Source organism: Streptomyces sp. NPDC005574, assembly GCF_040605435.1.
GTDB lineage: Bacteria > Actinomycetota > Actinomycetes > Streptomycetales > Streptomycetaceae > Streptomyces.
The window spans coordinates 139,414-163,655 of sequence record NZ_JBEXCW010000001.1; the positions used below are offsets into that span (position 1 = coordinate 139,414).

The 24,242-nt window shown below is 71.1% G+C and carries 18 protein-coding genes and 1 riboswitch; of the genes, 9 read left to right on the plus strand and 9 right to left on the minus strand.

The genetic code is table 11. The features are described 5' to 3' along the window. Window positions 1–42: 42 nt before the first annotated feature. From ABZT03_RS00705 to ABZT03_RS00725, 5 genes are all read left to right on the plus strand, one after another. Window positions 43–990, plus strand: coding sequence for a MerR family transcriptional regulator (locus ABZT03_RS00705; RefSeq protein ID WP_356031566.1), 948 nt, complete (start codon window positions 43–45; stop codon window positions 988–990). Window positions 991–1,112: 122 nt separating this feature from the next. Then, complete coding sequence (locus ABZT03_RS00710) at window positions 1,113–1,661, plus strand: RNA 2'-phosphotransferase (protein WP_356031568.1); 549 nt, start codon at window positions 1,113–1,115, stop codon at window positions 1,659–1,661. Between the two features lie 13 nt (window positions 1,662–1,674). Continuing rightward, complete coding sequence (locus ABZT03_RS00715) at window positions 1,675–2,133, plus strand: hypothetical protein (protein ID WP_356031570.1); 459 nt, start codon at window positions 1,675–1,677, stop codon at window positions 2,131–2,133. Window positions 2,134–2,183: 50 nt separating this feature from the next. After that, complete coding sequence (locus tag ABZT03_RS00720; RefSeq protein WP_356031572.1) at window positions 2,184–3,086, plus strand: LLM class flavin-dependent oxidoreductase; 903 nt, start codon at window positions 2,184–2,186, stop codon at window positions 3,084–3,086. Between the two features lie 95 nt (window positions 3,087–3,181). Continuing rightward, window positions 3,182–4,048: a Cof-type HAD-IIB family hydrolase gene (locus tag ABZT03_RS00725; RefSeq protein ID WP_356031574.1), complete on the plus strand. Its 867-nt coding sequence runs from the start codon at window positions 3,182–3,184 to the stop codon at window positions 4,046–4,048. Window positions 4,049–4,182: 134 nt separating this feature from the next. Here ABZT03_RS00725 and ABZT03_RS00730 read toward each other — a convergent pair whose 3' ends face one another. From ABZT03_RS00730 to hisC, 5 genes are all read right to left on the minus strand, one after another. Further along, complete coding sequence (locus tag ABZT03_RS00730; protein WP_356031577.1) at window positions 4,183–5,235, minus strand: M23 family metallopeptidase; 1,053 nt, start codon at window positions 5,233–5,235, stop codon at window positions 4,183–4,185. A gap of 234 nt (window positions 5,236–5,469) precedes the next feature. Beyond that, window positions 5,470–9,000, minus strand: coding sequence for a thiol reductant ABC exporter subunit CydD (gene cydD / locus ABZT03_RS00735; RefSeq protein ID WP_356031579.1), 3,531 nt, complete (start codon window positions 8,998–9,000; stop codon window positions 5,470–5,472). A gap of 62 nt (window positions 9,001–9,062) precedes the next feature. Then, window positions 9,063–10,067, minus strand: a complete 1,005-nt coding sequence (gene cydB / locus ABZT03_RS00740) for a cytochrome d ubiquinol oxidase subunit II (protein WP_356031581.1) — start codon at window positions 10,065–10,067, stop codon at window positions 9,063–9,065. Between the two features lie 20 nt (window positions 10,068–10,087). Further along, on the minus strand, window positions 10,088–11,596 hold the full coding sequence (locus ABZT03_RS00745; protein WP_356031583.1) for a cytochrome ubiquinol oxidase subunit I: 1,509 nt from the start codon (window positions 11,594–11,596) through the stop codon (window positions 10,088–10,090). 319 nt (window positions 11,597–11,915) lie between these two features. Next, complete coding sequence (gene hisC / locus ABZT03_RS00750) at window positions 11,916–12,995, minus strand: histidinol-phosphate transaminase (RefSeq protein WP_356031585.1); 1,080 nt, start codon at window positions 12,993–12,995, stop codon at window positions 11,916–11,918. A 441-nt stretch (window positions 12,996–13,436) separates the two neighbouring features. Between hisC and ABZT03_RS00755 the strand changes: the two genes are divergently transcribed. From ABZT03_RS00755 to ABZT03_RS00765, 3 genes are all read left to right on the plus strand, one after another. Next, window positions 13,437–14,549 carry a LacI family DNA-binding transcriptional regulator gene (locus tag ABZT03_RS00755; RefSeq protein WP_356031587.1) on the plus strand — a complete coding sequence of 371 codons (1,113 nt, stop codon included), beginning with the start codon at window positions 13,437–13,439 and terminating at the stop codon, window positions 14,547–14,549. Between the two features lie 182 nt (window positions 14,550–14,731). Further along, window positions 14,732–15,829: a metallophosphoesterase gene (locus ABZT03_RS00760; protein WP_356031589.1), complete on the plus strand. Its 1,098-nt coding sequence runs from the start codon at window positions 14,732–14,734 to the stop codon at window positions 15,827–15,829. Between the two features lie 190 nt (window positions 15,830–16,019). Continuing rightward, window positions 16,020–16,883 (plus strand): hypothetical protein, encoded by an 864-nt coding sequence (locus tag ABZT03_RS00765; protein WP_356031591.1) that lies wholly within the window; start codon window positions 16,020–16,022, stop codon window positions 16,881–16,883. A 114-nt stretch (window positions 16,884–16,997) separates the two neighbouring features. On the opposite strand, the gene ABZT03_RS00770 is transcribed toward ABZT03_RS00765, so the two are convergent. Together ABZT03_RS00770 and thiC are read right to left on the minus strand one after the other, a co-directional pair. After that, window positions 16,998–18,452 carry a VWA domain-containing protein gene (locus ABZT03_RS00770; protein ID WP_356031593.1) on the minus strand — a complete coding sequence of 485 codons (1,455 nt, stop codon included), beginning with the start codon at window positions 18,450–18,452 and terminating at the stop codon, window positions 16,998–17,000. A gap of 144 nt (window positions 18,453–18,596) precedes the next feature. Then, a complete protein-coding gene (gene thiC / locus ABZT03_RS00775; RefSeq protein ID WP_356031595.1) occupies window positions 18,597–20,432 on the minus strand; it encodes a phosphomethylpyrimidine synthase ThiC in 1,836 nt (611 codons plus the stop codon). Further along, window positions 20,425–20,613, minus strand: a riboswitch (TPP riboswitch). It overlaps the preceding gene by 8 nt. A 71-nt stretch (window positions 20,614–20,684) precedes the next feature. On the opposite strand from thiC, the gene ABZT03_RS00780 reads away from it, so the two are divergent. Further along, window positions 20,685–22,274 carry a YibE/F family protein gene (locus tag ABZT03_RS00780; RefSeq protein ID WP_356031597.1) on the plus strand — a complete coding sequence of 530 codons (1,590 nt, stop codon included), beginning with the start codon at window positions 20,685–20,687 and terminating at the stop codon, window positions 22,272–22,274. A gap of 350 nt (window positions 22,275–22,624) precedes the next feature. Here the strand turns inward: ABZT03_RS00780 and ABZT03_RS00785 are convergent, their stop codons facing one another. Beyond that, entirely contained in the window at window positions 22,625–23,062 is a 438-nt protein-coding gene (locus ABZT03_RS00785; RefSeq protein WP_356031599.1) for an SsgA family sporulation/cell division regulator, read from the minus strand. Between the two features lie 99 nt (window positions 23,063–23,161). Continuing rightward, complete coding sequence (locus ABZT03_RS00790; RefSeq protein ID WP_356031953.1) at window positions 23,162–23,956, minus strand: helix-turn-helix domain-containing protein; 795 nt, start codon at window positions 23,954–23,956, stop codon at window positions 23,162–23,164. Window positions 23,957–24,242 lie beyond the last annotated feature (286 nt).

Below are 24,242 nucleotides of genomic sequence, written 5' to 3' on the forward strand. Positions count from 1 at the left end.
ACCAACCCGCCTCCGACGCCGTGCACCACCAGGACCGCGCAGATGACCGACTCCCCGGACCCGCCCGCCTACCGGATAGAGGACCTGGCCCACCGCAGCGGCGCCACGGTCCGCACGATCCGCGCCTACCAGGACCGCGGCCTGCTCCCCCGCCCGGAGCGCCGCGGCCGGGCCAACGTGTACACCGACGCGCACCTCGAAAGGCTGCACCGGATCGCCGGCCTCCTCGACCGCGGCTACACCCTGGCCTCCATCAAGGAACTCCTGGAGGCGTGGGACTCGGGGCGCGGCCTCGGCGGAGTGCTCGGACTGGTCGCCGAGGTGGACGGGCCGTGGACCGACGAGGAGGCGGTACGCGTCTCGCGCTCCGAACTCGCGGCCCGGTTCGGCGGCATCTCCGACGACGCGGCAGTGACCGAGGCCATGGAGCTCGGCGTGCTGAAGCCCGTTCCGGGTGACGACGACCATTTCCTCGTCCCCAGCCCGCAAGAGCTCGCTGTCGCGGTCGAGTTGCACTCCGCCGGGGTTCCGCTGTCCGCGATCGCGGGCCATCTACGGGAGTTGCGAGTCCAGGTCGAGCACATCGCCTCCAGGTTCCTGGAGTTCACCACCGAGCATGTCTTCGCCCGCTACCTGGACGGCTCGCACCGCCCGACGGACGCGGAAGCGGCCGAAGCGGCCTCGCTCGTACGCCGGCTGCGGCCTCTCGCCCAGCAGACGGTGGACGCCGAACTGGCCCGCGCGATGCGCCTGTTCGCGGTCCGCCGACTGCGCCGGCACCTGGGCGCGGACGAACCGGTGACTTTGGCGGACCGGACCCGTCTCGTGGCGCTGCCCGAGAAGGCGATGAAGGCCGTGCATCACCTTGTTGGTCCGCAGCGGGCTGCCGAGTTCGTGACGCTGGCCGTCGAACGAGAGGTGCGGGCCAGGGCCTTGGACCATCTCGCCGCAAGCCACGTGCCGTCAGATGATGTTGACGAATCACCGTGAATCCGAGGGTGGTTGTCCACAGGATCGCCAATTGGTCTGTGGATAACCGCACTTGGCTGTGGATCAAACATCGGGGTCAAAATCGTTCGCGTGATTCACGTCTCTCCCGGCACGCTGTGGAGATGGATGAAAGACGCACCGTGAAGGTGTCGAAGTACCTCTCGAAGCATCTGCGCCACCAGCCGGAACGGATCGGGCTGACGCTGGACGAGGCCGGCTGGGTCGAGATCGACGCGCTGATCGCCGCGGCCGGCGCGCACGGATTCACGTTCACCCGCGACGAGCTGGACCACGTGGTCGCCGCCAACGACAAACAACGCTTCGCCGTCGAGGGCGCCCGGATCCGCGCCAGCCAGGGCCACAGCGTCGAGGTCGACCTCGGGCTGCCCACGGCTGTCCCGCCGTCGTACCTCTACCACGGGACGGTGGGGCGCTTCCTTGACGCGATCCGCGCCGAGGGCCTGCGTCCCATGAACCGGCACGACGTGCACCTCTCGCACGACCGGGAGACGGCCACCCGGGTGGGCGCGCGCCGCGGGCGCCCCGTCGTGCTGTCCGTGGACACGGCGGCCATGCACCGCGACGGCCACATCTTCCACCGGAGCACCAACGGGGTGTGGCTGACCAAGGCCGTACCGCCGCGCTACCTGCGGTTCCCCGAGTCGCACTGAGCCCGCTTACGCCATGATCGGCGGTATGGAGCACCTTCCCACCACTGAGGCCGCCGTCAACGCCCTGCGCGCGATCGCCGCGGACCACTCCCGCGAGATCGAGGTCACCCACGACATCGGCGCCGACCGGACGTCCCGGCGCAGCGCGGCGGGTGTCGGTGTCACCACCGACCCGGACGGCTCCCTGCCGCACGAGGCATTCGCCGAGTTCGGCGGCCTGCCCCGGGTCAGCGTGCGGCTCTACCCCGAGGACGACGCGCTGATCACCGTGGAGGGCGTCGAGTGCCCCGACATACCGCGCGACGACGTACCGGCCTTCCTCCGCTCCGTCTTCGACGGCCTCGCCTACGTCAAGGCCCGCCGTTTCCCGCCGGCCCGCACCCTGGTCGTGCCGCTGCCCGGCGACCGGACGTACAAGGAGTACGTGCCGCTGACCTCTCTCACCCCGTGGCTGAGCGGGCGCGTGCGATGACCGGCGGTGACTGTTTCACGTGAAACGCGCTCGCCGCATACGCTCGAATCATGAGCCTGCGCCTGAGCACCGTGATCCTCCCCCACCTCCGCTGGCACGAAGGGGGCCGTTCGTCGTGGCAGCGCGCGGAGCAGCTCGGCTTCCACACCGCGTTCACCTACGACCACCTGTCCTGGCGCACCTTCCGGGACGGCCCCTGGTTCGGCGCCGTGCCGACGCTGACCGCTGCCGCCGGCGTCACCGACCAACTGCGCCTGGGCACCCTGGTGACCTCGCCGAACTTCCGGCACCCGGTGACCCTCGCCAAGGAACTGATCTCCCTCGACGACATCTCCGGCGGCCGGGTGACGCTCGGCATCGGCGCGGGCGGTACTGGTTTCGACGCGACCGCGCTCGGACAGGACCCGTGGACCCCCCGCGAGCGTGCCGCCCGTTTCGGTGAGTTCGTGCCGCTGCTGGACCGGCTGCTGACCGAGGACTCGGTCTCCTACGAGGGCGACTACTACTCGGCTCACGAGGCGCGCAACATCCCGGGCTGTGTGCAGCGGCCCCGGCTGCCCTTCGCGGTGGCCGCGACCGGCCCGCGCGGGTTGCGGCTCGCCGCCCGGCACGGACAGGCGTGGGTGACCACCGGTGACCCCAAGCTGTTCGAGGACGGCACCCCCGAACAGTCGGTGCATGCCCTGCGCGGCCAGATCGGGAAGCTCTCCGACGCCTGCGCCGAGATCGGGCGTGACGTGGCCGGCCTGGACAAGATCCTGCTGACGGGGTTCACCCCGGACCGCGGCCGCCCGCTGGAGTCGCTCAACGCCTTCGTGGACTTCGCGGGCCGCCACCGGGAGCTGGGCTTCACCGACATCGTGATCCACTGGCCCATCCCCGGCTCCGACTTCGCCGCGGACGAGAAGGTGTTCGAGCAGATCGCCATGGAGGCGCCCTCCCAGCTGGGCTGATCCCCCAGGGCCGCGACGGTGCTGGTGGGGGCGGTATCCACTCACGTGTGCGGACTGCCGCACGGGCGTGGGCGCATATACGGGAGAATGGCCCGGTGACCTCAGCTACCCGACAGCCCGAGACCCCGCCCGCCACCACCCCGCCGCGGCTGATCGCCACCGACCTCGACGGCACGCTGCTGCGCGACGACAAGTCGGTCTCTCCGCGCACGGTCGCGGCTCTCGCGGCCGCGGAGGAGGCGGGCATCGAGGTCTTCTTCGTCACCGGCCGCCCGGCCCGCTGGATGGACGTGGTCAGCGAGCACGTCCACGGCCACGGGCTGGCGATCTGCGGGAACGGTGCCGCCGTGGTCGACCTGCACGGCGGTCCCGGCGCGCACCGGTTCGTGAAGGTGCGGGAGCTGGCCCGGGAGAACGCGCTGGACGCCGTCGGTCTGCTGCGGGAGGCGGCGCCGGGCACGGTGTACGCGGTGGAGCAGACGTACGGCTTCTACCAGGAGCCGGACTACCCCAAGCTGCACATGGAGACCCCGGACACCCTCGCGCCCGCCGAGCGGCTTCTCGCGCCGGACGCGCCGGGCGCCGGCGAGCCCGTTCTCAAGATCCTCGCGTACCACCCCGAGATCGACCCGGACGCCTTCCTGACGCTGGCCCGGCTCGCCATCGGTGAGCGCGCCAACGTCACCCGCTCCAGCCCGAGCGCCCTGCTGGAGATCAGCGGGCCGGGTGTCTCCAAGGCCAGCACCCTCGCTCTGGCCTGTGCCGAGCGCGGCATCTCGCACGAGGAGGTCGTCGCCTTCGGGGACATGCCGAACGACGTGGAGATGCTCACCTGGGCCGGCCAGTCGTACGCCATGGGCAACGCGCACCCGGACGTCATCGCCGCCGCCTCGGGGCGCACGGTCGCCAACAACGAGGACGGGGTGGCGGTCGTCATCGAGCGGATGCTGGTGCGACGCTGACACGGGGGGCGGCTCAGGCACCGGGCGGCCCTGTCGGCGGACGGCCCGGGTGCCGAGCGGCCTGTTGCCGAGCCGCCCCCTCGGCGGGTGGTCGACAGCCGGGCGGTCCGGCGGACCAGTAGCCGGCGGGCGGCCTACCCGAGCGGCACCCCCCGCTGAGCCAGCCAAGGCACCGGGTCCAGGGCCGAGCCCGCCTCGGGGGTGATCCGTACCTCGAAGTGCAGGTGCGGGCCGGTGGAGTTGCCGCTGGTGCCCGACTGCCCGATCCACTGCCCGGTGGCCACGCGTTCCCCCTGGTCGACGGCGACGGCCGCGAGGTGGGCGTACTGCGTGTAGTAGCCGCCCGCGTGCTCGATCACCACCTCGATGCCGAAGGGGCCCCCGCAGGAGACGGTCACCACCCGGCCGGCGCCTGCCGCGCGAACCGGGCTGCCGATCGGTACCGCGAAGTCCTGCCCGGTGTGCCGGTTCGCCCAGCGCGCGCCGTCGCTGCCGAACCCGGCGGACAGCGTGTACCTCTCGACGGGGGCTACCCACGCAGCGGTGGCAGGGGCCTGGGGCTGGTCCAGCCGGACCGCGCCTCGACAGGAGCCCGCGGCGACCGAGGCGTCCGCCAGTCCCTGCAACCGCCCTCGCGCGTCCTCGAGTTTCCGCTCGACGGTGTCCTTGAGGGCGGCGAGTTCGGTGTTGTGCCGCTCCAGCTTCCGCCAGGCCGCCGTGGCCCTCGCCTCGTCCGCGGCCAGCCGGGTCTCGGCGCGCTGTCTCCTGCCGATGGCGTTGCGGACGGCGAGGTCCGCCCGCGAGAAGGCGTGCTGCCCCTCCAACAGCCCCGCGGGGTCGTCGGCGAGGAGCAACTGGGCGACCAGGGGGAGGCCCCCCGTGCGGTACTGGGCCCGGACGATACGCCCGAGGTCGGCACGCAGGCCGGTGATCTCCCGCCGTTCGCGTTCCAGTGGCGCCTCGGCCCGCAGCGCCGTCACCCGTTGTGTCTCGGCCTCCGCCCGCCCCGCCTCGTACCGCTGAGTGGCCAGGGCGGCGTCCTCGTACAGCCGCACCACCTGGCCGCTGACGTCGCGGCCCGTGTCGCCGTCGCTCGCGTCCGAGCCGTCGGCGGGTCCCGCCGCGAGCATCGCCACCGCGCACAGCGGTGCCACAACGAGCAGTGCGCGCCGACGGTATGACCCCATGTCAGCGATCGTGACCCCGCCAGGTGACTCCGGTCCTGTTCAAGGCGTACACCTGGGGGACACCTGTCCCCGGGTCGGCCCAGTACCCGTCCACGCGGGGACCCGCTCGAAGCCCGGCGAGAAGCGGTGACGCGGCGGCGCCCGGAGGGCCCCCGTACCGCGCCACCGGCCATACCCGCGGACCGGCCGCCGGGCGTACCCGCCGACCGGACCCCGGGTCTGTCGCGGGAGCGCTCAGCGCGCCGTCGTGAGCAGTCCGGACTCCGTCTCGCGCTCCGCCATGGCCCGCAGCGGGCCCTCCACGAGGCTCAGTTCGGCGTGCGTGCCGCGCTGCACCACGTGTCCCGCGTCGAGCACCACCACCTCGTCCACGGCCTCAAGACCGGCCAGCCGGTGGGTGATGAGCAGGGTCGTGCGGCCCTCGGTCGCGGCCAGCAGGTCGGCGGTCAGGGCGTCGGCCGTCGGCAGGTCGAGGTGCTCGGCGGGCTCGTCGAGCACGAGGACGGGGAAGTCGGCGAGCAGCGCGCGGGCCAGCGCCAGCCGCTGCCGCTGCCCGCCCGACAGCCGGGCCCCGTGCTCGCCGACCAGGGTGTCGAGTCCGTCGGGCAGGCTGTCGGCCCAGTCGAGCAGCCGGGCCCGCGCGAGGGCGCAGCGCAGTTCGTCCTCGGTCGCGGCTTTCTTCGCGAGCAGCAGGTTCTGGCGCACCGAGCTGTCGAAGAGGTGCGCGTCCTGCGCGCACAGTCCCACGAACCGCCGTACGTCGTCGCCGTCCAGGGTCTTCGCGTCCGTCCCGCCCAGCGTGTACGAGCCCCGGTCGGCGTCCAGGAAGCGCAGCAGCACCTGGGCCAGGGTGGTCTTGCCGGACCCGGAGGTCCCCACCACGGCGACCCTGCGGCCCTCCGCGAGCGTGAGGTCGAGTCCGGAGAGGGCGTCCCGGTCCTGTCCGGGGTGGCGGGCGGCCAGGCCCTCGATCACGACCGGGAACGGTGAGCCGGGCGCCTGACAAGGCTGCTCCGGCTCCCGTACGGGCTCGGGGGCGTCCAGGACCTCGAACACGCGCTCCGCGCTCCGGGCCACCCGCTGCCGGTGCTGCGCGGCGAGCGGCATCCCGAGGACGGCCTCGAACGCGGCCAGCGGTGTGAGAACGACGACGGCCATGGCCACCCCGCTCAGCCGTCCACCGGCGACCGCCTGGGCGCCGAGGAGCGCCGTGGCCGCGACGGTCAGGCCGCAGAGCAGTGCCGTGAGTCCGTCGCCGAGCGCGGCGGCGGTCGCGGCGCGTGAGGAGATGCGGGTGAGGGTGCCGTCGGCCCTGCGTGCCTCGGCGGTGCGGGCGGGCAGGGCTCCGGCGACGGTCAGTTCGGCGGTGCCGGTGAGCAGGTCCGTCACCCGGGTGGCCAGCGCCCCGCGGGCGGGGGCCAGCCGGCGTTCGGCCCGCCGTGCCACGGCACTCGTGACCAGCGGAACCCCGGCGCCCGCGGCCAGCAGTCCGGCCGCGAGCGCGACGCCGGCCAGGGGCAGCAGCCAGGCCGTGAACGCGACGGCCGCGGCGGACACCGTCACGGCGGCGCCGGCGGGCAGCAGCCAGCGCAGCCAGTAGTCCTGGAGGGCGTCGACGTCGGAGACCAGCCGGGAGAGCAGGTCGCCCCGGCGGGTGCGGCGCAGTCCGGCGGGCGCCAGCCGCTCCAGCCGCCGGTACACGGCGACCCGGGTGTCGGCCAGCATCCGCAGGACGGCGTCGTGCGACACGAGCCGCTCGCCATAGCGGAAGACGGCCCGTCCGATGCCGAAGGCCCGCGTCGCCGTCACGGCCACCATGAGGTACAGCACCGGTGGCTGCTGCGAGGCCCGGGAGATGAGCCATCCCGATGTGGCCATGAGACCGACGGCACTACCCAGGGCGAGGCTTCCGAGCAGCAGGGCGAGGACGAGGCGGCCGCGACGGGCGCCGGACAGGGCGCGCACCCGGCCCAGGACACCGGGTGCGCCGGTGACCGGCTGCGGTGTCCCGGTCGGGGCGTGTCCCGCGTCCGCGGCCGGTCCCTCCTCGATCCGGTGGGCCTCGGACTCCGCGAGCCGTTCCGCGAGGGTGGGACTCTGCACGGGGACGGCGGTTCCGTCGTGCATGCCGTCCTCCAGCCGCACCACCCGGTCGGCCACCGCCAGCAACGCCGGTCGGTGGACCACCAGCAGCACGGTTCGTCCGACGGCCAGTCGCCGCACCGCGGCCACGACCTCGGCCTCCGTCGCCCCGTCCAGCGCGGCCGTCGGCTCGTCGAGCAGCAGCACCGGCCGGTCCGCGAGGAACGCCCGGGCCAGCGCGAGCCGCTGCCGCTGCCCGGCGGACAGCCCGGCCCCGTCCTCACCCAGCCGCGTGTCGGCGCCCTCGGGCAGCGCGTCCACGAAATCCAGCGCGCCCGCGTCCGCGAGCGCACGCCGTACGGCGGCCTGGTCCGCGTCGGGCCGGGCCAGCCGTACGTTCTCGGTGATCGTCCCCGCGAACAACTGGGGCCGCTGCGGCACCCACGCGATCTGGGCGTGCCACTGCGCGAGATCGATCTCGGCGAGGTCGGTATCCCCGACCAGGACCCGCCCACGACTGGGCCGTACGAACCCCAGCAGTACGTTCAGCAGCGTCGACTTGCCCGTACCGCTCGGTCCGACGAGCGCGACCGTCTCCCCCGGCTCGACGGCGAGGGACACCTCCGACACCGCGTCCCCGGACCTGCCCGGGTAGCGGACCGTGACGCCGTCGAAGGTCAGGGCGCCCCGCGGCACGGCGCCGGTCCCCGCGGCCGGCACCGGTGTCTCGAGCACCGCGAAGATCTCCTCGGCGGCGGCCAGCCCCTCCGCCGCCGCGTGGTACTGCGCCCCCACCTGACGCAGAGGCAGATAGGCCTCGGGCGCGAGGACGAGGATGACGAGGCCGATGTACAGGTCCATCTCGCCGTGCACGAGCCGCATCCCGATCGTCACGGCGACCAGGGCCACCGAGAGAGTGGAGAGCAGTTCCAGGGCGAACGACGAGATGAAGGCGATGCGCAGGGTACGCATCGTCGCCTGCCGGTACTCGTCGGTGATCCGCCGGATCGACTCCGCTTGCGCCTTGGCCCGTCCGAACACCTTGAGGGTCGGCAGCCCGGCGACGACGTCCAGGAAGTGCCCGGACAGCCGGGACAGCAGTTGCCACTGCCGATCCATCCGGGATTGCGTGGCCCAGCCGATCAGCACCATGAAGACCGGTATCAGCGGCAGGGTCGCGACGATGAGGGCGGCCGAGACCCAGTCCTCGGTCACGATCCTGGCCAGCACCGCCACCGGCACGACCACCGCGAGCCCCAACTGCGGCAGATAGCGCGAGAAGTAGTCGTCGAGGGCGTCCACGCCTCGGGTGGCGAGAGCGACCAGCGACCCGGTGCGCTGTCCGCCGAGCCAACCGGGACCGAGCGCCACCGCGCGCTCCAGCAGCCTCCCGCGCAGCTCCGACTTCACCGCCGCGCTCGCCCGGTGCGCGGCGAGTCCGGTGAGCCAGGAGACCAGGGCACGACCGACCGCCACGGCCACCAACAGCAGCAGCGGAGAGCGCAGTTCGGTGGCCGACATCCCGTGCTGGAACGCCCCCACGACGATCTCGGCGATGAGCATCGCCTGCGCGATGACCAGTCCCGCACCGACGACTCCGAGCCCGACGACCGCCACCAGGAAGTGACGTGTGGCGTGTGCGTACCGGAGAAGACGGGGATCGATCGGTTTCACGTGAAACATGCCCTTCGGCCCAGAGAGGGGTGTTTCACGTGAAACACCGGACACACCCCTCCACGTCGGACTCAGTGTGCGGCTTCGGCGATGTGCTGGGTGCCGATCCGCTTGCGGAACACCCAGTAGGTCCAGCTCTGGTAGAGCAGGACGAGCGGCGTGGCGATCCCCGCACACCAGGTCATGATTCTGAGGGTGTACGGGCTCGACGAGGCGTTGGTGACCGTGAGGCTCCAGTCCTCGTTGAGCGAGGACGGCATGACGTTCGGGAAGAGGGTCAGGAACAGCATCGCCACAGCGGCCACGATGGTGACCCCGGACAGGGCGAACGACCACCCCTCGCGTCCGGCCTGGTTGGCCAGCAGCGCCGCGACCAGTGCGGCGACCGCCACGGCCATCGCGACCAGGCTCTTGCCGTCCCCGCTGTCCACCTGCGTCCAGAGCAGGAAGACCAGTGCGACCACGGCGGCGAGGAGGCCGACCCGCAGGGCCAGCTTGCGGGCCCGCTCCCGGATGTCACCGACCGTCTTGAGCGCCGTGAACACGGCACCGTGGAAGGTGAACAGCGTCAGCGTCACCAGTCCACCGAGCAGCGCGTACGGGTTGAGCAGGTCCCACAGGGTGCCGACGTACTCGAAGTTCCGGTCGATCTTCACGCCGTGCACGATGTTGCCGAAGGCCACGCCCCACAGGAACGCCGGGATCAGCGAGGTCCAGAAGATCGCGGTCTCCCAGTTGCGCTGCCAGTTCTCCTCGGGCCGCTTCGCGCGGTATTCGAAGGCGACGCCCCGGACGATCAGGCAGACCAGGATGACCAGCAGGGGGAGGTAGAACCCGGAGAAGAGAGTGGCGTACCACTCGGGGAAGGCGGCGAAGGTCGCGCCGCCGGCCGTGAGCAGCCACACCTCGTTGCCGTCCCACACCGGGCCGATCGTGTTGATCAACACCCGCTTCTCGGGACGGTCCCGGGCCAGCAGCCTGGTGAGGATGCCGACTCCGAAGTCGAAGCCCTCCAGGAAGAAGTAGCCGGTCCACAGGACCGCGATGAGGACGAACCAGACGTCGTGGAGTTCCATGACTCAGCAGCTCCCTGGGCCTAGTAGGAGAAGGCCATCGGCTTGTCGGCGTCACGGGTGTCGCCGCCGATCTTCGTGGGCGGGTTGAGGTCGGCGTCGGTGAGCTCGGGCGGCCCGGCCTTGACGTACTTCACGAGCAGCTTGACCTCGATGACGGCGAGAACGGCGTACAGCGCGGTGAAGACGAGCATCGAGGTGAGGATCTCGCCCTGGGAGACACCGGGGGAGACCGCGTCCCTGGTCTGCAGCACGCCGTAGACGACCCACGGCTGGCGGCCCATCTCGGTGAAGATCCAGCCCCAGGAGTTGGCGATCAGCGGGAAGCCCAGGGTCCAGATCGCGACCAGCCAGTACAGCCTGGTGAGTTTCGGGCCGAGCGCCTTGTTCCTGAACAGGACCAGGTGCGGCACCTCGTCCTCGCCGACCCTCAGGTGCTGGGGCAGCAGGAACTTCCCCCGGGTCAGCCACAGCCCGGCCAGGCCGATCGCGAAGGACGCCATGCCGAAGCCGATCATCCAGCGGAACGCCCAGAAGGTGACGGGGATGATCGGGCGGTAGTCGCCGGGACCGTACTTCTGCTGCTCGGCCTTGTTGGTGTCGTTGATGCCGGGGACGTAGGAGTTGAAGTCGTCGTCGGCGAGGAAGGACAGTATTCCCGGGACCGACAGTTCGACGGAGTTGTGCCCCTTGCTGACGTCCCCGTACGCGAAGATCGAGAAGGGCGCGGCGTTCTGGCCGTCCCACAAGGCCTCGGCGGCGGCCATCTTCATCGGCTGCTGCTTGAACATGACCTTGCCCAGCGTGTCCCCGCTGACCGCGGTGAGCAGGCCGGCGATCGCCACGGTGACCAGGCCCAGCCGCAGTGACGTCTTCATCACCCGCACGTGCTTCTTGCGGAACAGATGGAAGGCCGCGATGCCGACCATGAACGCGCCGCCGGTCAGGAAGGAGGCGGCCAGCGTGTGGAAGGCCTGGGCCAGCGCGGTGTTCTGGGTCAGCACCTGCCAGAAGTCCGTGAGCTCGGCGCGCCCCCTGGCCTTGTTGATCCGGTAGCCGACGGGGTGCTGCATCCAGGAGTTGGCCGCCAGGATGAAGTACGCCGACAGGATCGTGCCGATCGAGACCATCCAGATGCAGGCCAGGTGGATCTTCTTGGGCAGCTTGTCCCAGCCGAAGATCCACAGGCCGATGAACGTGGACTCGAAGAAGAAGGCGATCAGGGCCTCGAAGGCGAGCGGGGCTCCGAAGACGTCACCGACGAAGCGGGAGTAGTCGGACCAGTTCATGCCGAACTGGAACTCCTGCACGATGCCGGTGACCACGCCCATCGCGATGTTGATCAGGAAGAGCTTGCCCCAGAACTTGGTCGCCCTGAGGTACTTCTCGTTCTCGGTACGCACCCAGGCGGTCTGCAGCCCGGCCGTGAGAGCGGCAAGCGAGATCGTCAGGGGGACGAACAGGAAGTGGTAGACGGTGGTGATGCCGAACTGCCAACGCGCCAGAGTCTCCGGCGCCAAAGCCAGGTCCACGTCGTCAGTCTCCTTTACGTTGCCGCCACACGGCAGCAGTCTGCCCCTTTTGTCATACGCATCACGGGAGCAACCGGGACACGCTTGTGAACGCGTTCACATTCACAAGCCATTATGGCGCACTGATTTTCGACAATCGACAGGGGGTCCCTCTAGGGCCCTTCGGCCCTCGCACGGGTCCCCGAGGTCCCCCGGAGGTCCCCGACGTCCACCGGAAACCGGAAACGGGCGGGGGCCCACCGGTGAGTTCACCGGTGGGCCCCCGCCCGGAGCCTCGAACCTCGGACCCGGTCGGCCGCTCGGGCCCGCGCCGCCGCCGCTAGAGCTCCTTGCGGAAACCTTCCGCCACGCGCAGGAAGATGTCGTTGGCCTCGTTCTCGCCGATCGTGACCCGCACGCCCTCGCCCGCGAAGGGCCGCACCACCACGCCCGCCTGCTCACAGGCGGCCGCGAAGGCGACCGTGGACTCCCCCAGCCGCAGCCACACGAAGTTGGCCTGCGTCTCGGGAACCGTCCAGCCCTGGCCCCGCAGCGCGTCGACCACCCGCGTCCGTTCGCAGACCAGCGAGCCGACCCGGCCGAGCAGCTCGTCCTCGGCGCGCAGCGAGGCGACGGCCGCGTCCTGGGCGAGCTGGCTCACACCGAACGGCACGGCCGTCTTGCGCAGCGCCGCCGCGACCGGCTCGTGGGCGATGGCGAACCCCACGCGCAGGCCGGCGAGGCCGTACGCCTTGGAGAAGGTGCGCAGGACGCAGACGTTGGGCCGGTCCCGGTACAGCGTCACACCGTCCGGGACCTCCATGTCGCGGATGAACTCGCGGTACGCCTCGTCCAGCACCACCAGCACGTCGCCGGGCACCCGGTCGAGGAACCGTTCCAGCTCGGCCCGCCGCACGACCGTGCCCGTCGGGTTGTTGGGGTTGCAGACGAAGATCAGCCGCGTCCGGTCGGTGATGGCGGCCGCCATCGCGTCCAGGTCGTGCACGTCCCCCGGCGTCAGCGGCACCTGCACCGCGGTCGCGCCGCTGACCTGCGTGATGATCGGGTACGCCTCGAAGGACCGCCAGGCGTAGATCACCTCGTCGCCCGGTCCGGAGGTGGCCTGCACCAGCTGCTGGGCGACGCCGACCGAGCCGGTCCCGGTCGCCAGATGGGAGAGGGGCACCGCGAACCGCTCGGCCAGTTCGTCCATCAGGCCCGTGCACGCCATGTCCGGGTACCGGTTGAACGAGGAGGCGGCGCCCGTCACCGTCTCCATCACGCCCGGCAGTGGAGGGTAGGGGTTCTCGTTGGAGGACAGCTTGTACGCGGCCGGACCACCGGACGCGGCGGGCCTGCCCGGCTTGTAGGTGGGGATACCCTCCAGCTCGGCACGCAGCTTGGGGCTCGTCTCGCTCACCGCAGTCCTCCTCGCGACCACCGGCGGACCGTCACCACCGCCGGCTTCCAATACTGCTCACCTTATGAGGATTCCGCTCCGCTGCGTACAGGTGGGCGACGGCCTCCCGCAGGTCCGGGCCGGAAACCTCACGAGTCACACCAGCACCAGGGGCATCACCGTACGAAGCCCCACGAATCGGGGGGCGCGGCTACATATATCTATGCGCGGGTGGCTCACGCCGTGGCGCGCATCCCTCGTGCAGGTGAGTTGAGACCTCTTCGAGACATGGGGTACTTGGCAGGCCGGTGCGGGCCGTCGCGTCACGTCCTGGCATTGAACCGTTCAAGTCCCTTGATATCAAAGGCAATTCGGTAGCTGTGGCCTTGCAGAAACGTGCCTGTCAACGCGTGCATATGCGTCCGCCCTACCCCACCGCATGAGCCCTACTATCGGCTCGCCATGACAGCAGCAGGGAAGCACCAGGTGAGCCGCGCGGAAACCTCACGCCGAGGCAGCCGGCCGGGCCGGGCGGGCATCAGGGACGTGGCCGCCGCCGCCGGAGTCTCCATCACGACCGTCTCCGACGCCCTCAACGGGAAGGGCAGGCTCCCGGACGCCACCCGCCGGCATGTCCGGGAGGTCGCCGACCGGCTCGGGTACCGCCCGTCGGCGGCGGCACGCACGCTCCGTACCGGCAAGTCCGGACTGATCGGCCTGACCGTGACGACGTACGGGGACGAGCCTTTCACCTTCACCGAGTTCGCGTACTTCGCCGAGATGGCGCGCGCCGCCACCTCCGCCGCGCTCGCCCGCGGCTACGCCCTCGTCATCCTCCCGGCGACCTCGCGCCACGACGTGTGGTCGAACGTCGCCCTCGACGGGACCGTGGTCATCGACCCGTCCGACCACGACCCGGTGGTCAGCGAGCTCGTCCGGCAGGGGTTACCCGTCGTCTCCGACGGCCGCCCGGCCGGCTCGCTCCCGGTCACCGCCTGGGTCGACAACGACCACGAGGCCGCCGTCCTCGGCATCCTCGACCACCTGGCCGACGCGGGCGCCCGCCGTATCGGCCTGCTGACCGGGACCAGCACCGACACCTACACCCATCTGTCGACCACCGCCTACCTGCGCTGGTGCGAGCGGGTCGGCCAGGACCCGGTGTACGAGTCCTACCCGGCGCACGATCCGTGCGCGGGCGCCGTCGCCGCCGACCGGCTGCTCGCCCGTCCCGACCGGCCAGACGCGGTCTACGGCCTGTTCGACCCGAACGGCACCGACCTGCTCGCCGCCGCGCGCCGCTACGGGCTGCGCGTCCCCGAGGAACTGCTGCTCGTCTGCTGCAGCGAGTCCACCGTGTACGCCAACACCGAACCGCCCATCACCACGCTCTCCCTCAAGCCGCGCCGGATCGGCACGGCGGTGGTCCAGCTCCTCATCGACGCCATCGAGGGCGTCGACTCGGACCAGCCGGTCGAACAGGTGATACCGACCGAACTGATCGTGCGTACCTCGTCCCAGCGACGTCCTCCGCGCACGACCGTCAGCCCGCCGCGATCGCCCGAGGAGAAGTAGACGGGCGGTCGTGAGGCGGCCGAAGCCCTGCCCAACCGGGGCGAAAGCCGCGGTGAACCGGAGTCCCGCTCTGATTCACCACCCCTGGGTCATCACACGGCGCGATCCGCATTCCTATGATGGGCCCACGACACCGCGGGCCGCTGCGACCAGGCAGTCCGATGCGGTGCAGATGCGGCGCGATGGTGGAGGGGTCGATGACTCAGGGGGCCGGTCAGGGACCCGAGGCGGAGCGGACGGCGACGTTGCGCGACTTCCGGGTACCGGCGTACGTCCACGAGGCCGGGCCGTACTCCTACAGCGCGCACGCCGAGGGCGCCGTCAGACCCGTGGAGGAGCCGGTGGAGCATCCGGACGGGTACACGCCCACACAGCGCGACCTGCCCGTCATCAACCGCGGTGACACGCTTCAGGTGCCGGTCGACCCGGCGCCCGCAGCGGCCCCGCAGTCCAGCGACGGGCCGGGGCCCCTGTTCGTCGTCGGCGACGTGCACGGCTACATCGACGAGTTGCTGGCCGCGCTCCGGGAGAAGGGCCTCGTCGACGCCGAGGGGAACTGGTGCGCGGGCACGGCCCGGCTGTGGTTCCTCGGCGACTTCACCGACCGCGGCCCCGACGGCATCGGGGTCATCGACCTCGTGATGCGGCTGTCCGCCGAGGCCGCCGCGGCGGGCGGCTACTGCAAGGCCCTGATGGGCAATCACGAACTGCTGCTGCTCGGCGCCAAGCGGTTCGGCGACACCCCCGTCCACTCCGGGGCGGGCACCGCCACCTTCCAGGCGGCCTGGCTCCTCAACGGCGGCCAGAAGACCGACATGGACCGCCTTCAGGACCACCACCTCCAGTGGATGGCCCGCCTCGACGCCGTGGAGGAGGTCGACGGCCATCTCCTCGTCCACTCGGACACCACCGCCTACCTCGACTACGGCGACTCCATCGAGGCGGTCAACGACACGGTCCGCGAGACGATCACCCGCAACGACGCGGACGAGGTGTGGGACCTGTTCCGCAAGTTCACCAAGCGCTTCTCCTTCCGCGACGAGGGCGGCGCCGACGCGGTGCGCTCCCTGCTGGACACCTACGGCGGTACCCGCATCGTTCACGGCCACAGCCCCATCCCGTACCTGCTGGGCGAGGTGGGCTCCGAGGACGACGAGGACACGACCGATCCCCTGGTCGAGGGCCCGCACGTCTACGCCGACGGACTCGCCATCGCGATGGACGGCGGAGTGACCATGGCCGGAAAGCTGCTGGTCCAGCAACTTCCCCTGGACAACTGAGTATTCACCCGGCAAACACCCCGCGGCGGACCCACGGGCGGCGGCGCCGGCCGGGGGCCAATTTCTGCAAACCCCCTGTCACCTAGTGCCGTCGCCGCTCTACCATCGGCTTATCCGTAGCAGGCTCCCCTCCGTTTCTGCCCGACGGCTCGTCGTCATGCGAGCCACAAGCCCTACGGAGCATCGGGGGATGCAGATGAACAGCGTTCCGCAGCACCTGCTGAGCGAGGACCGCCAGGAATACGAGCGGATCCTCGATGAGGCGCTGCGCTCCGCCCCACACCGCCCGGAACTGGCCGCTGTCGGACAGCGGCTCAACACCGAACAGCTGCGCACCATGGCGCTCAACGCCACCGCACTCATCACGGCGGCCGCGGCGACCGAGTACCAGCACTACGTCAAGGTCCGCGAGGAACTGCGCCAGCCGGCGCCGTCCACCCCCTCGGCCGTTCGCGAAACCGGCCCGGGGGAGCCGGGCGCGACCGCGATGGGGCTCGCCACCACCATGGGGGAGGTCGCCGAGACCGCCGGCGCGGGCGCCGTCGCCGTCGTCGCGGTCCTCGCCCCCGTCCTCGCCGGAACCGCCGCGGCGATCTTCCTGCTCGTGGGGTACATCCTGAAGATGCTGGACCCCGAGCCGGCGTTCGCCCAGACCATGATCACCGCAGGCTGGGTGTTCGGGGCCGTCACCGCGGCCGCGATCCTGGTCGCCGCCGTCGGGCTCCTGCTGACGGCGCTGCGCAACAGGCCCTCGCTCAGCGCCGGACCGTACGGCGAGATGAGCGCGGAAGTGGCCCGGGCCGGGGACACCTGGCGCGAGGCCCTCCTGGAGCGCGGCCTCCTGCCGTTCCTGCGGGAGGCACTGGCCGACCCCGACAGCGGCGCACTGCACCGTGCGGCCCCGCCGGCACCCACCGGCCGCATGCCGCACCTCGGTTACGGCCGACCGGGCTTCAGCAGCCCCGACGACGGTCCCGCGGGCCCGCGTCCGAGCTTCTCGAGCCCGGACTACACCAGCCCGGACTTCGGAGGGCCGGACCACCAGCCGGAGTAGCGGCCGGCTTGCGCCCCCGCCCCGGGGCATCCCTCCGCACGGAGGGCCCCGCCTCGGGAGCGCAAGCCGACGACCGGCCGTCCACGGCACCGTGCGGGGCCCGGCGGAGCCGGATCAGAGGATGCCGGCCCGGCCGGCGGCGGTCATCCAGTCCGGGAACTCGGACAGCAGCCGGTCGTAGAGTTCCGGGTCGGGCACGGTGCTGATGTCGTCGACGGCGAAGAACCCGACGTTGTCGACCCTGCGGCCGGGCATGGTGTCGAGTCGCTCCAGCACGCCGTAGTTGGACCGGCCGAGACCCACGAACTGCCAGAAGATCGGCTCCTCCACCGCCTCCCGGAGCTCCCGCTCGATCTCGGCGTTGCGGTAGACGCCTCCGTCGGAGAAGAACAGCACCAGCGTGGGAGCCGTGGTCGGGTTCTCACGGACGTACTGCCGTACCTGGGCGATCGCCTTCTGCTCCTCGTTCTGGATACCGACCGCCCGCATGTCCACCTGCCCGGGCTCCAGTCCCTTCCTCGGTTTGCGGTTGCGGCGGAAGAGACTCAGTTCTCCGACCCGGACATGGAGGCGCAGCCAGTCGGGAAGCTCACCCAGACGCAGGTCGGGCAGCCGGGCCGCCTGCGAGGCGAACGTCCACGCCTGCATCTCCCCGTCGTCGTCCAGCTGCGCGGCGACCGCGGCCATCCGCTCCACCACGTCGGCGACCACGCCCTTCGAGTACAGGAAGGACATGGAGCCCGAGGCGTCCAGGACCAGCACGATCCGCGCGGTGACACCGGCGGCGCCGTGCTTGCGCAGACTGACCGCCACCTGCTCCTTGCGCAGGGACAGCCGCTTGCGCATGTCCACGGGCAGGCGCGCCTCATCCCGCGCCGGGCGGGTGTCGGCCGTCGGCGCGGTGGGGCCGGCCGGCTTGGCTGTGGGTGCCGCCGGCGAGGGCGGCGAGGCGCGGACCGGGGGCGCGGACGGTACCGGTGGTGAGGCCGGTACGGGCGGCGCGGCCGGCACGGGGGACGCGGCCGTGGCCGGGGAGTCGGCCTCCACGGAGATGCCGAAGTCGGTGGCCAGCCCCGCGAGTCCCGACGCGTACCCCTGCCCTACCGCACGGAACTTCCACTGTCCCTGCCGCAGGTACAGTTCGCCGCCGATGAACGCAGTCTCCGTCGTGGCCTGCGGATCGAAGCGGGCCAGCTCCTCCCCGGTGCCGGAGTCGAGCAGCCTCAGCGTCAGTCCGGGCATCTGACCGAACGTGCCGCCGTCGGCCGACGCGCACAACACGACCCGTTCCACGGCGGGTTCCACCGTCCGCAGGTCCACCTCGACCGTGTCGGTCGTGAGGCCGGCAGCCTTCCGCTTCCCGAGATGCCGTACGGCACCCGACGCGTGCTGCGGCTGGTTGTAGAAGACGAAGTCACCGTCGTCACGCACGCGTCCGGCGCCGGTGAGCAGCAGCGCCGAGGCGTCGGCGTCCGGCACGCCGGGCCCCTCGGACCAGGCGAGCTCGGCGCGCACGGACGAGGAGCCGATCGGCAGGTTGGCGCCCTTGCTCATTGATCTCGCTGTCATACGGCCAGTCTGCGGGCCGGGACGCCGGAGGGACACCTCCCCGGCTTCGGAGGTGTCCCGGGTCGCGGACCGGGCCCTCGTCCAGAACCGGTCCGCACCCGCCGGCCCTGGACGCCGCGTGCGCGGGCCGGTCGGCGGTGGGGCTCAGTCGGCGATCGGCAGGTAGACCCGGCTCCCGCTCGCCGCGAACTCCTTCGACTTCTGCAGCATCCCCTCGGCGATCTCGTCGGGCGAAGCCCCTTCTGCCGCCGCGCCGCCGAACTGCCGCGTGATGCTGTGGCTGATCTTCATGCTGCAGAACTTCGGCCCGCACATGGAGCAGAAGTGGGCCGTCTTGGCGGGTTCGGCGGGCAGGGTCTCGTCGTGGAACTCCCTTGCCGTGTCCGGGTCGAGAGCCAGGTTGAACTGGTCCTCCCAGCGGAACTCGAAGCGGGCGTCGGACAGCGCGTCGTCCCACTCCTGGGCACCGGGGTGACCCTTGGCGAGGTCGGCCGCGTGGGCGGCGATCTTGTAGGTGATGACACCGGTCTTGACGTCGTCACGGTTGGGCAGGCCCAGGTGCTCCTTGGGCGTGACGTAGCAGAGCATGGCCGTGCCCCACCAGGCGATCATCGCGGCACCGATGCCGGAGGTGATGTGGTCGTACGCCGGCGCGACGTCCGTGGTCAGCGGGCCGAGGGTATAGAACGGAGCTTCATCGCAGATCTCCTGCTGAAGGTCGATGTTCTCCTTGATCTTGTGCATCGGGACGTGTCCCGGGCCTTCGATCATCGTCTGTACATGAAAACGCTTCGCGATCCGGTTGAGTTCCCCGAGTGTCCTCAACTCCGCAAACTGGGCCTCGTCGTTGGCGTCCGCGATCGAGCCCGGCCTGAGGCCGTCGCCCAGCGAGTACGTGACGTCGTAGGCCGCGAGGATCTCGCAGAGTTCCTCGAAGTTCTCGTACAGGAAGCTCTCCTTGTGGTGCGCGAGGCACCAGGCGGCCATGATCGAGCCGCCACGGGAGACGATGCCGGTCTTGCGGTTGGCCGTCAGCGGTACGTACGGCAGGCGCACGCCCGCGTGGACCGTCATGTAGTCCACGCCCTGCTCGGCCTGTTCGACGACCGTGTCCTTGTAGATCTCCCAGGTCAGCTCCTCGGCCCGGCCGTCCACCTTCTCCAACGCCTGGTAGAGCGGCACCGTCCCGATGGGGACGGGGGAGTTGCGCAGCACCCACTCGCGGGTGGTGTGGATGTTGCGGCCGGTGGACAGGTCCATGACCGTGTCGGCGCCCCAGCGGGTCGCCCACGTCATCTTCTCGACCTCCTCCTCGATGGAGGAAGTCACCGCCGAATTGCCGATGTTGGCGTTCACCTTCACCAGGAACCGCTTGCCGATGATCATCGGCTCGATCTCCGGGTGGTTCACGTTGGCCGGCAGCACCGCCCGCCCGGCCGCGATCTCTTCGCGAACCACCTCGGGCGACATGTTCTCCCGGATGGCCACGTACTCCATCTCGGGTGTGACCTCGCCGCGCCGCGCGTACGCGAGCTGCGTGACCGCCCCGCCGTCCCGGCTGCGGCGCGGCTGGCGCGGCCGGCCGGGGAAGACCGCGTCGAGGTTGCGCAGGCCGCCGCGCGGCGCGGTGTGCTTGAGGCCGTCGTCCTCGGGCCGGACAGGCCGGCCCGGGTACTCCTCGGTGTCACCGCGGGCGACGATCCAGTTCTCCCGTAGTGGGGGCAGTCCCCGCCGGACATCGGTGTCGACGAGAGGATCGGTGTACGGCCCCGAGGTGTCGTACAGCGTGACCGACCGCCCGTTGGTCAGGTGCACCTGACGGACCGGCACCCGCAGATCGGGGCGGGAACCGTCGACGTATCCCTTGTGCCAGCCGATGGACTTCCCGCTCTCGCCGTTCTCTCCGCTCGTCGCGCTCTCCTTCGGAGGCTCCGTCGGAATCTGTGTGGAGGCAGGCGTGCGTGCGTCCTTGTTGGTCATGAGACCTACTCCCTACGCCGGCATTACCCGGTAACAGGTTCGGCGGTCGACGCAGCGATGTCCGTCTGCCGATGTTTCATGTGAAACATCACTCGGTTCGGGTGACGTCTCTCTGAAACACCGCGAAGACGGAGGTCAGCGCCCTCTCAGCCCGGTGCTCCGAGCTCCCGCGTGTGCAAAGGTGCCTCCACGCTAGCGTCAATTCGGGCGCGGTGAACAGAGGGCCCCCGGCGTTCTTGCGATGATCGGGCGGTGACCACGACACACCAGCCTCCCTACCCCCCGCACGAGCCGCGCCGCGAGCCCGGCCAGGGCAACGGCTACGGCAACGGCCATGGCGACGGGGGCGGGAACGGCTACGGCCGGGGTCCCGGCGGCGAGCACGGGCCGGGTTTCGGTGACGGGCACGACCATGGACCGGGCTCCCGAGGCGGTGGCGGGCACCAGCCCGGACCGGGGTCCGGGGGCGGTCACGACCACCGGCCGGGCTCCGGTGGCCACGACCCGGGCTCCGGCGGCGGGCACGAGCACGGGTCCACCGGTGGGCACGGACACTCACACAGTCATGGGCCGGCCGCGCCCGTGTCGAAGCATCTGCGCAAGGTCATCGCCGCGATCCTCATCCCGTTCGGCATGGCGGTGGTGGTCGGGCTCGTGGTGCTGTGGCCGGGCGGTGCCCCTCCGCACCAGCGCACCGGCGTCGGTTTCGACCGGCAGACCCAGCACGCCACCGTCACCGAGGTCGTGAGCGTGAGCTGCGCGTCGGTGAACGCCTCGGCGGGCAGTTCCACCGGTGGCACCCCCACCGCCGGGGGCTCGGCCGCCCAGCAACAGTCCGGCGGCACCTGCAAGAAGGCGACGATCCGGGTCGACAGCGGCGACGACAAGGGCCGTACCTTCACCGAGGTCGTCCAGCCGGACCAGTCACGGCAGTTGCACGAGGACGAGAAGGTCGTGGTCGCCTACGAGCCCTCCGCGCCGAAGGAACTGCAGTACTCGGTCACCGACGTCAACCGCAGGTTCCCGATGGCCCTGCTCGCCGGCATCTTCGCGGTGGCCGTCGTGGTGGTGGGCCGGCTGCGTGGCGTCATGGCGCTGGTCGCACTGGCCGCCAGCTTCCTGGTGCTGACCCTCTTCATCCTGCCGGCGATCCTGCAGGGCTCGAATCCCCTGGTCGTGGCGGTGGTCGGGGCGAGCGCCATCATGCTCATCGCCCTGTACCTGTGTCACGGTCTGTCGGCCCGTACGTCGGTGGCCGTGCTCGGCACCCTCATCTCGTTGGTACTGATCGGTGTGCTCGGCTCGCTGTTCAACGGCTGGGCCGCGCTCACCGGCAACACGGACGACAACACCGGTCTGATCCACGGCCTGTATCCGTCGATCGACCTGAGCGGTCTGCTGCTCGCCGGCATCATCATCGGTTCGCTCGGTGTCCTCGACGACGTGACGGTCACCCAGACGTCCGCGGTCTGGGAGCTGCACGAGGCCAATCCGTCGATGGGCCGGCGCGGGCTGTACCGGGCGGGCATCCGCATCGGCCGCGACCACATCGCCTCCGTCGTCAACACCCTCGTCCTCGCCTACGCGGGCGCCGCGCTGCCTCTGCTGCTGCTCTTCTCCATCGCGCAGAGCAGCGTCGGCGCGGTCGCCAACAGCGAACTCGTCGCGGAGGAGATCGTGCGCACGCTCGTCGGCTCGATCGGGCTGGTCGCCTCCGTGCCCGTCACGACGGCGCTCGCGGCCCTGGTGGTAGCCGCCGACCGGCCCGACACCGAGGCGGTGACGGCGGAATCCCGGCCGGCGCCGCCACACGGTGGCAGAGGCAGGCGACGCAAGCGCTGAGGACGCGGTGACGGCGGGACGGGGGCGGGGAGTCGGGGCGGGACGGTCGGTCGGCCGGACCCACCCGGTCGGGTCCGGGCCGCTCGGGCCGCCCAATCCGCTCGGACCGTTCGATGCACTCGGCCCGCTTCCCTGAGCCCGTCGGCCCCTCGGCCCGTTCGCCGCGGTTCCTCCGCCCGCCCGGCCGTGAGGCTGTCGGGCGGGCGAAGCGTTACTGCACGGCTCTGCGCCCGGTCCGCCGAACCCTCCGGTAGCGGTCCGCGTCGCACGGGTCGCCGTCGCGGGCGGTGTGGCGAAGCGTTCCGCCGACAACGCGCTGAAGCGTTCCGCCACCTCGTCGCCGTACCGCCTCAGCCCGCGCTCTGTTCCTCGGCCAGGATGCGGTCCAGTGCCTCGTCGAGGTGGGCGTCGAAGTCGCCGATCGCACCCTCCTGGCCCAGCGGGACCAGCTTGTCGGTGCGGTCCAGGAAGGCGATGAGCGGGGCCGTCGAGGAACGGAACAACGCCTGGTCGCCACTGACCTGAAGTCGGATCAGGACCTCGCCCAGCGATTCGGGGTCGGCGGGTGAGACCCGCACGTCCCCCTCTCCGCACGGCCGGCCCACGCCGTCGATCAGCAACTCGCGACCGAAAGCCCAGGTCACGGGAGCGTCACCGGGGAGATGGAAGGTAAGCCGGACCGCGTAGGGATCACCGGCCTCGTAACGCAGCTGCACCGGGATGCGGAAGGAGAGCTCCTCGGAGACGAGGAAGCTCATCATGACCTCTGCCTGTACGGACTCTCGCATCGCCTACCCCGTCATATGCCGTCGACTGGCCGGGAATCAACCCTCTGACATTGAAGGCATCTTGCAGAAAGTACACAACAGATCACAAGGAGTGAGTTTTCAGATACTGATAGAGAGGGCCAGTGACCCGAGCAGCCGGTCCGCCTCGTCCTGCAGTTGGCGGGCTGCCGCCAGGAGACGATGTGCCTGGTGGGAGGGGAGAGAAATGGCCACCGACGCCGCTGTGGCACCCACCGTGACGGGGATCGCCGCGCACACCGTCCCCAATGCGTACTCCTGCTGTTCGGTCACCGGATCGGTACGCCGCATGTGGTGGAGGCGCCGCAGGAGGGTGTGATCGTCACGCACCGTGTACGGCGTGACGGACTGGACAGGATGGCGGTCGAGGTGGTCGCGCCGCGCGTCCTCGTCCAGCTGGGCGAGCAGGCACTGCCCGATGGCGTGCGCGTGCCCGGTCTCGCGGAAGTCGGCCCACTCCTCGACCGCGGGATTGCCCGGAGTGTCGGAGACGCACACGATCTCGATCTCACCGTCGCGGTACATCGCGTAGTACACGGGTGCGCCGATGGCGTCCCGCCAGTGCGCGAGCGTGTCCGCGACCGTGCTGCGACGTTTCTGCCGGGCTCCCTCGCCGGACAGCCGCTCGGCGGCCTCCCCCAGGAAGAACAGCCCCTTGTCGCGGCGCAGATAGCCCTCGTGCACGAGGGTGCGCAGCAGGTGGTAGGCAGTGGGGAGCGCCAGTCCCGTCTCGCGGGCCAGCTGTTTGGCGGGTGCCCCGTGGGTGTGCTCGGCGACGCATTCCAGCAGACGCATCGCGCGTTGCACGGAGCCGATGAGCGTGGCGGCGTGCGGTGCGGCGGGGAGGGACGGGGAGGTGTGCGGTTGCTCGGGCAGCACCGGCGAGCGCCGCGGAGCCGCGGCTGCCTGGGGGCGCGTCCGTGGTGGGGGCGCGGCCTGCTCGGGGGGCCGGCGGCCGGCTTCCGGTCGCGGGAGGGCGGTGCGGGCTCCCGGCGGGGAAAGGGTGGTGCGGGCCGCCGTGGGCGGAGCGTGGGCTTCCGCGGGGGCGGTGTCTACCGTGGCCAAGGGGCACTCCCGTAGCGAGGGGGCAGCCCGTGCCGGTGACACGGGAGGGGGTGTACGCCTCGCGGGGATGGTCCCCGCGTCGAGTTCCCGGACTTTA

Excerpts from the sequence above, each read along its gene's own strand:
- ABZT03_RS00715 (WP_356031570.1), top strand. The coding sequence starts at position 1,675 with ATGATCGGCGGTATGGAGCACCTTCCCACCACTGAGGCCGCCGTCAAC.
- ABZT03_RS00755 (WP_356031587.1), top strand. The coding sequence starts at position 13,437 with ATGACAGCAGCAGGGAAGCACCAGGTGAGCCGCGCGGAAACCTCACGC.
- ABZT03_RS00720 (WP_356031572.1), top strand. The coding sequence starts at position 2,184 with ATGAGCCTGCGCCTGAGCACCGTGATCCTCCCCCACCTCCGCTGGCAC.
- cydD (WP_356031579.1), bottom strand. The coding sequence starts at position 9,000 with ATGTTTCACGTGAAACCGATCGATCCCCGTCTTCTCCGGTACGCACAC.
- ABZT03_RS00705 (WP_356031566.1), top strand. The coding sequence starts at position 43 with ATGACCGACTCCCCGGACCCGCCCGCCTACCGGATAGAGGACCTGGCC.
- ABZT03_RS00770 (WP_356031593.1), bottom strand. The coding sequence starts at position 18,452 with ATGACAGCGAGATCAATGAGCAAGGGCGCCAACCTGCCGATCGGCTCC.
- ABZT03_RS00760 (WP_356031589.1), top strand. The coding sequence starts at position 14,732 with ATGGTGGAGGGGTCGATGACTCAGGGGGCCGGTCAGGGACCCGAGGCG.
- ABZT03_RS00710 (WP_356031568.1), top strand. The coding sequence starts at position 1,113 with ATGGATGAAAGACGCACCGTGAAGGTGTCGAAGTACCTCTCGAAGCAT.
- thiC (WP_356031595.1), bottom strand. The coding sequence starts at position 20,432 with ATGACCAACAAGGACGCACGCACGCCTGCCTCCACACAGATTCCGACG.
- ABZT03_RS00785 (WP_356031599.1), bottom strand. The coding sequence starts at position 23,062 with ATGCGAGAGTCCGTACAGGCAGAGGTCATGATGAGCTTCCTCGTCTCC.
- cydB (WP_356031581.1), bottom strand. The coding sequence starts at position 10,067 with ATGGAACTCCACGACGTCTGGTTCGTCCTCATCGCGGTCCTGTGGACC.
- ABZT03_RS00730 (WP_356031577.1), bottom strand. The coding sequence starts at position 5,235 with ATGGGGTCATACCGTCGGCGCGCACTGCTCGTTGTGGCACCGCTGTGC.
- ABZT03_RS00765 (WP_356031591.1), top strand. The coding sequence starts at position 16,020 with ATGCAGATGAACAGCGTTCCGCAGCACCTGCTGAGCGAGGACCGCCAG.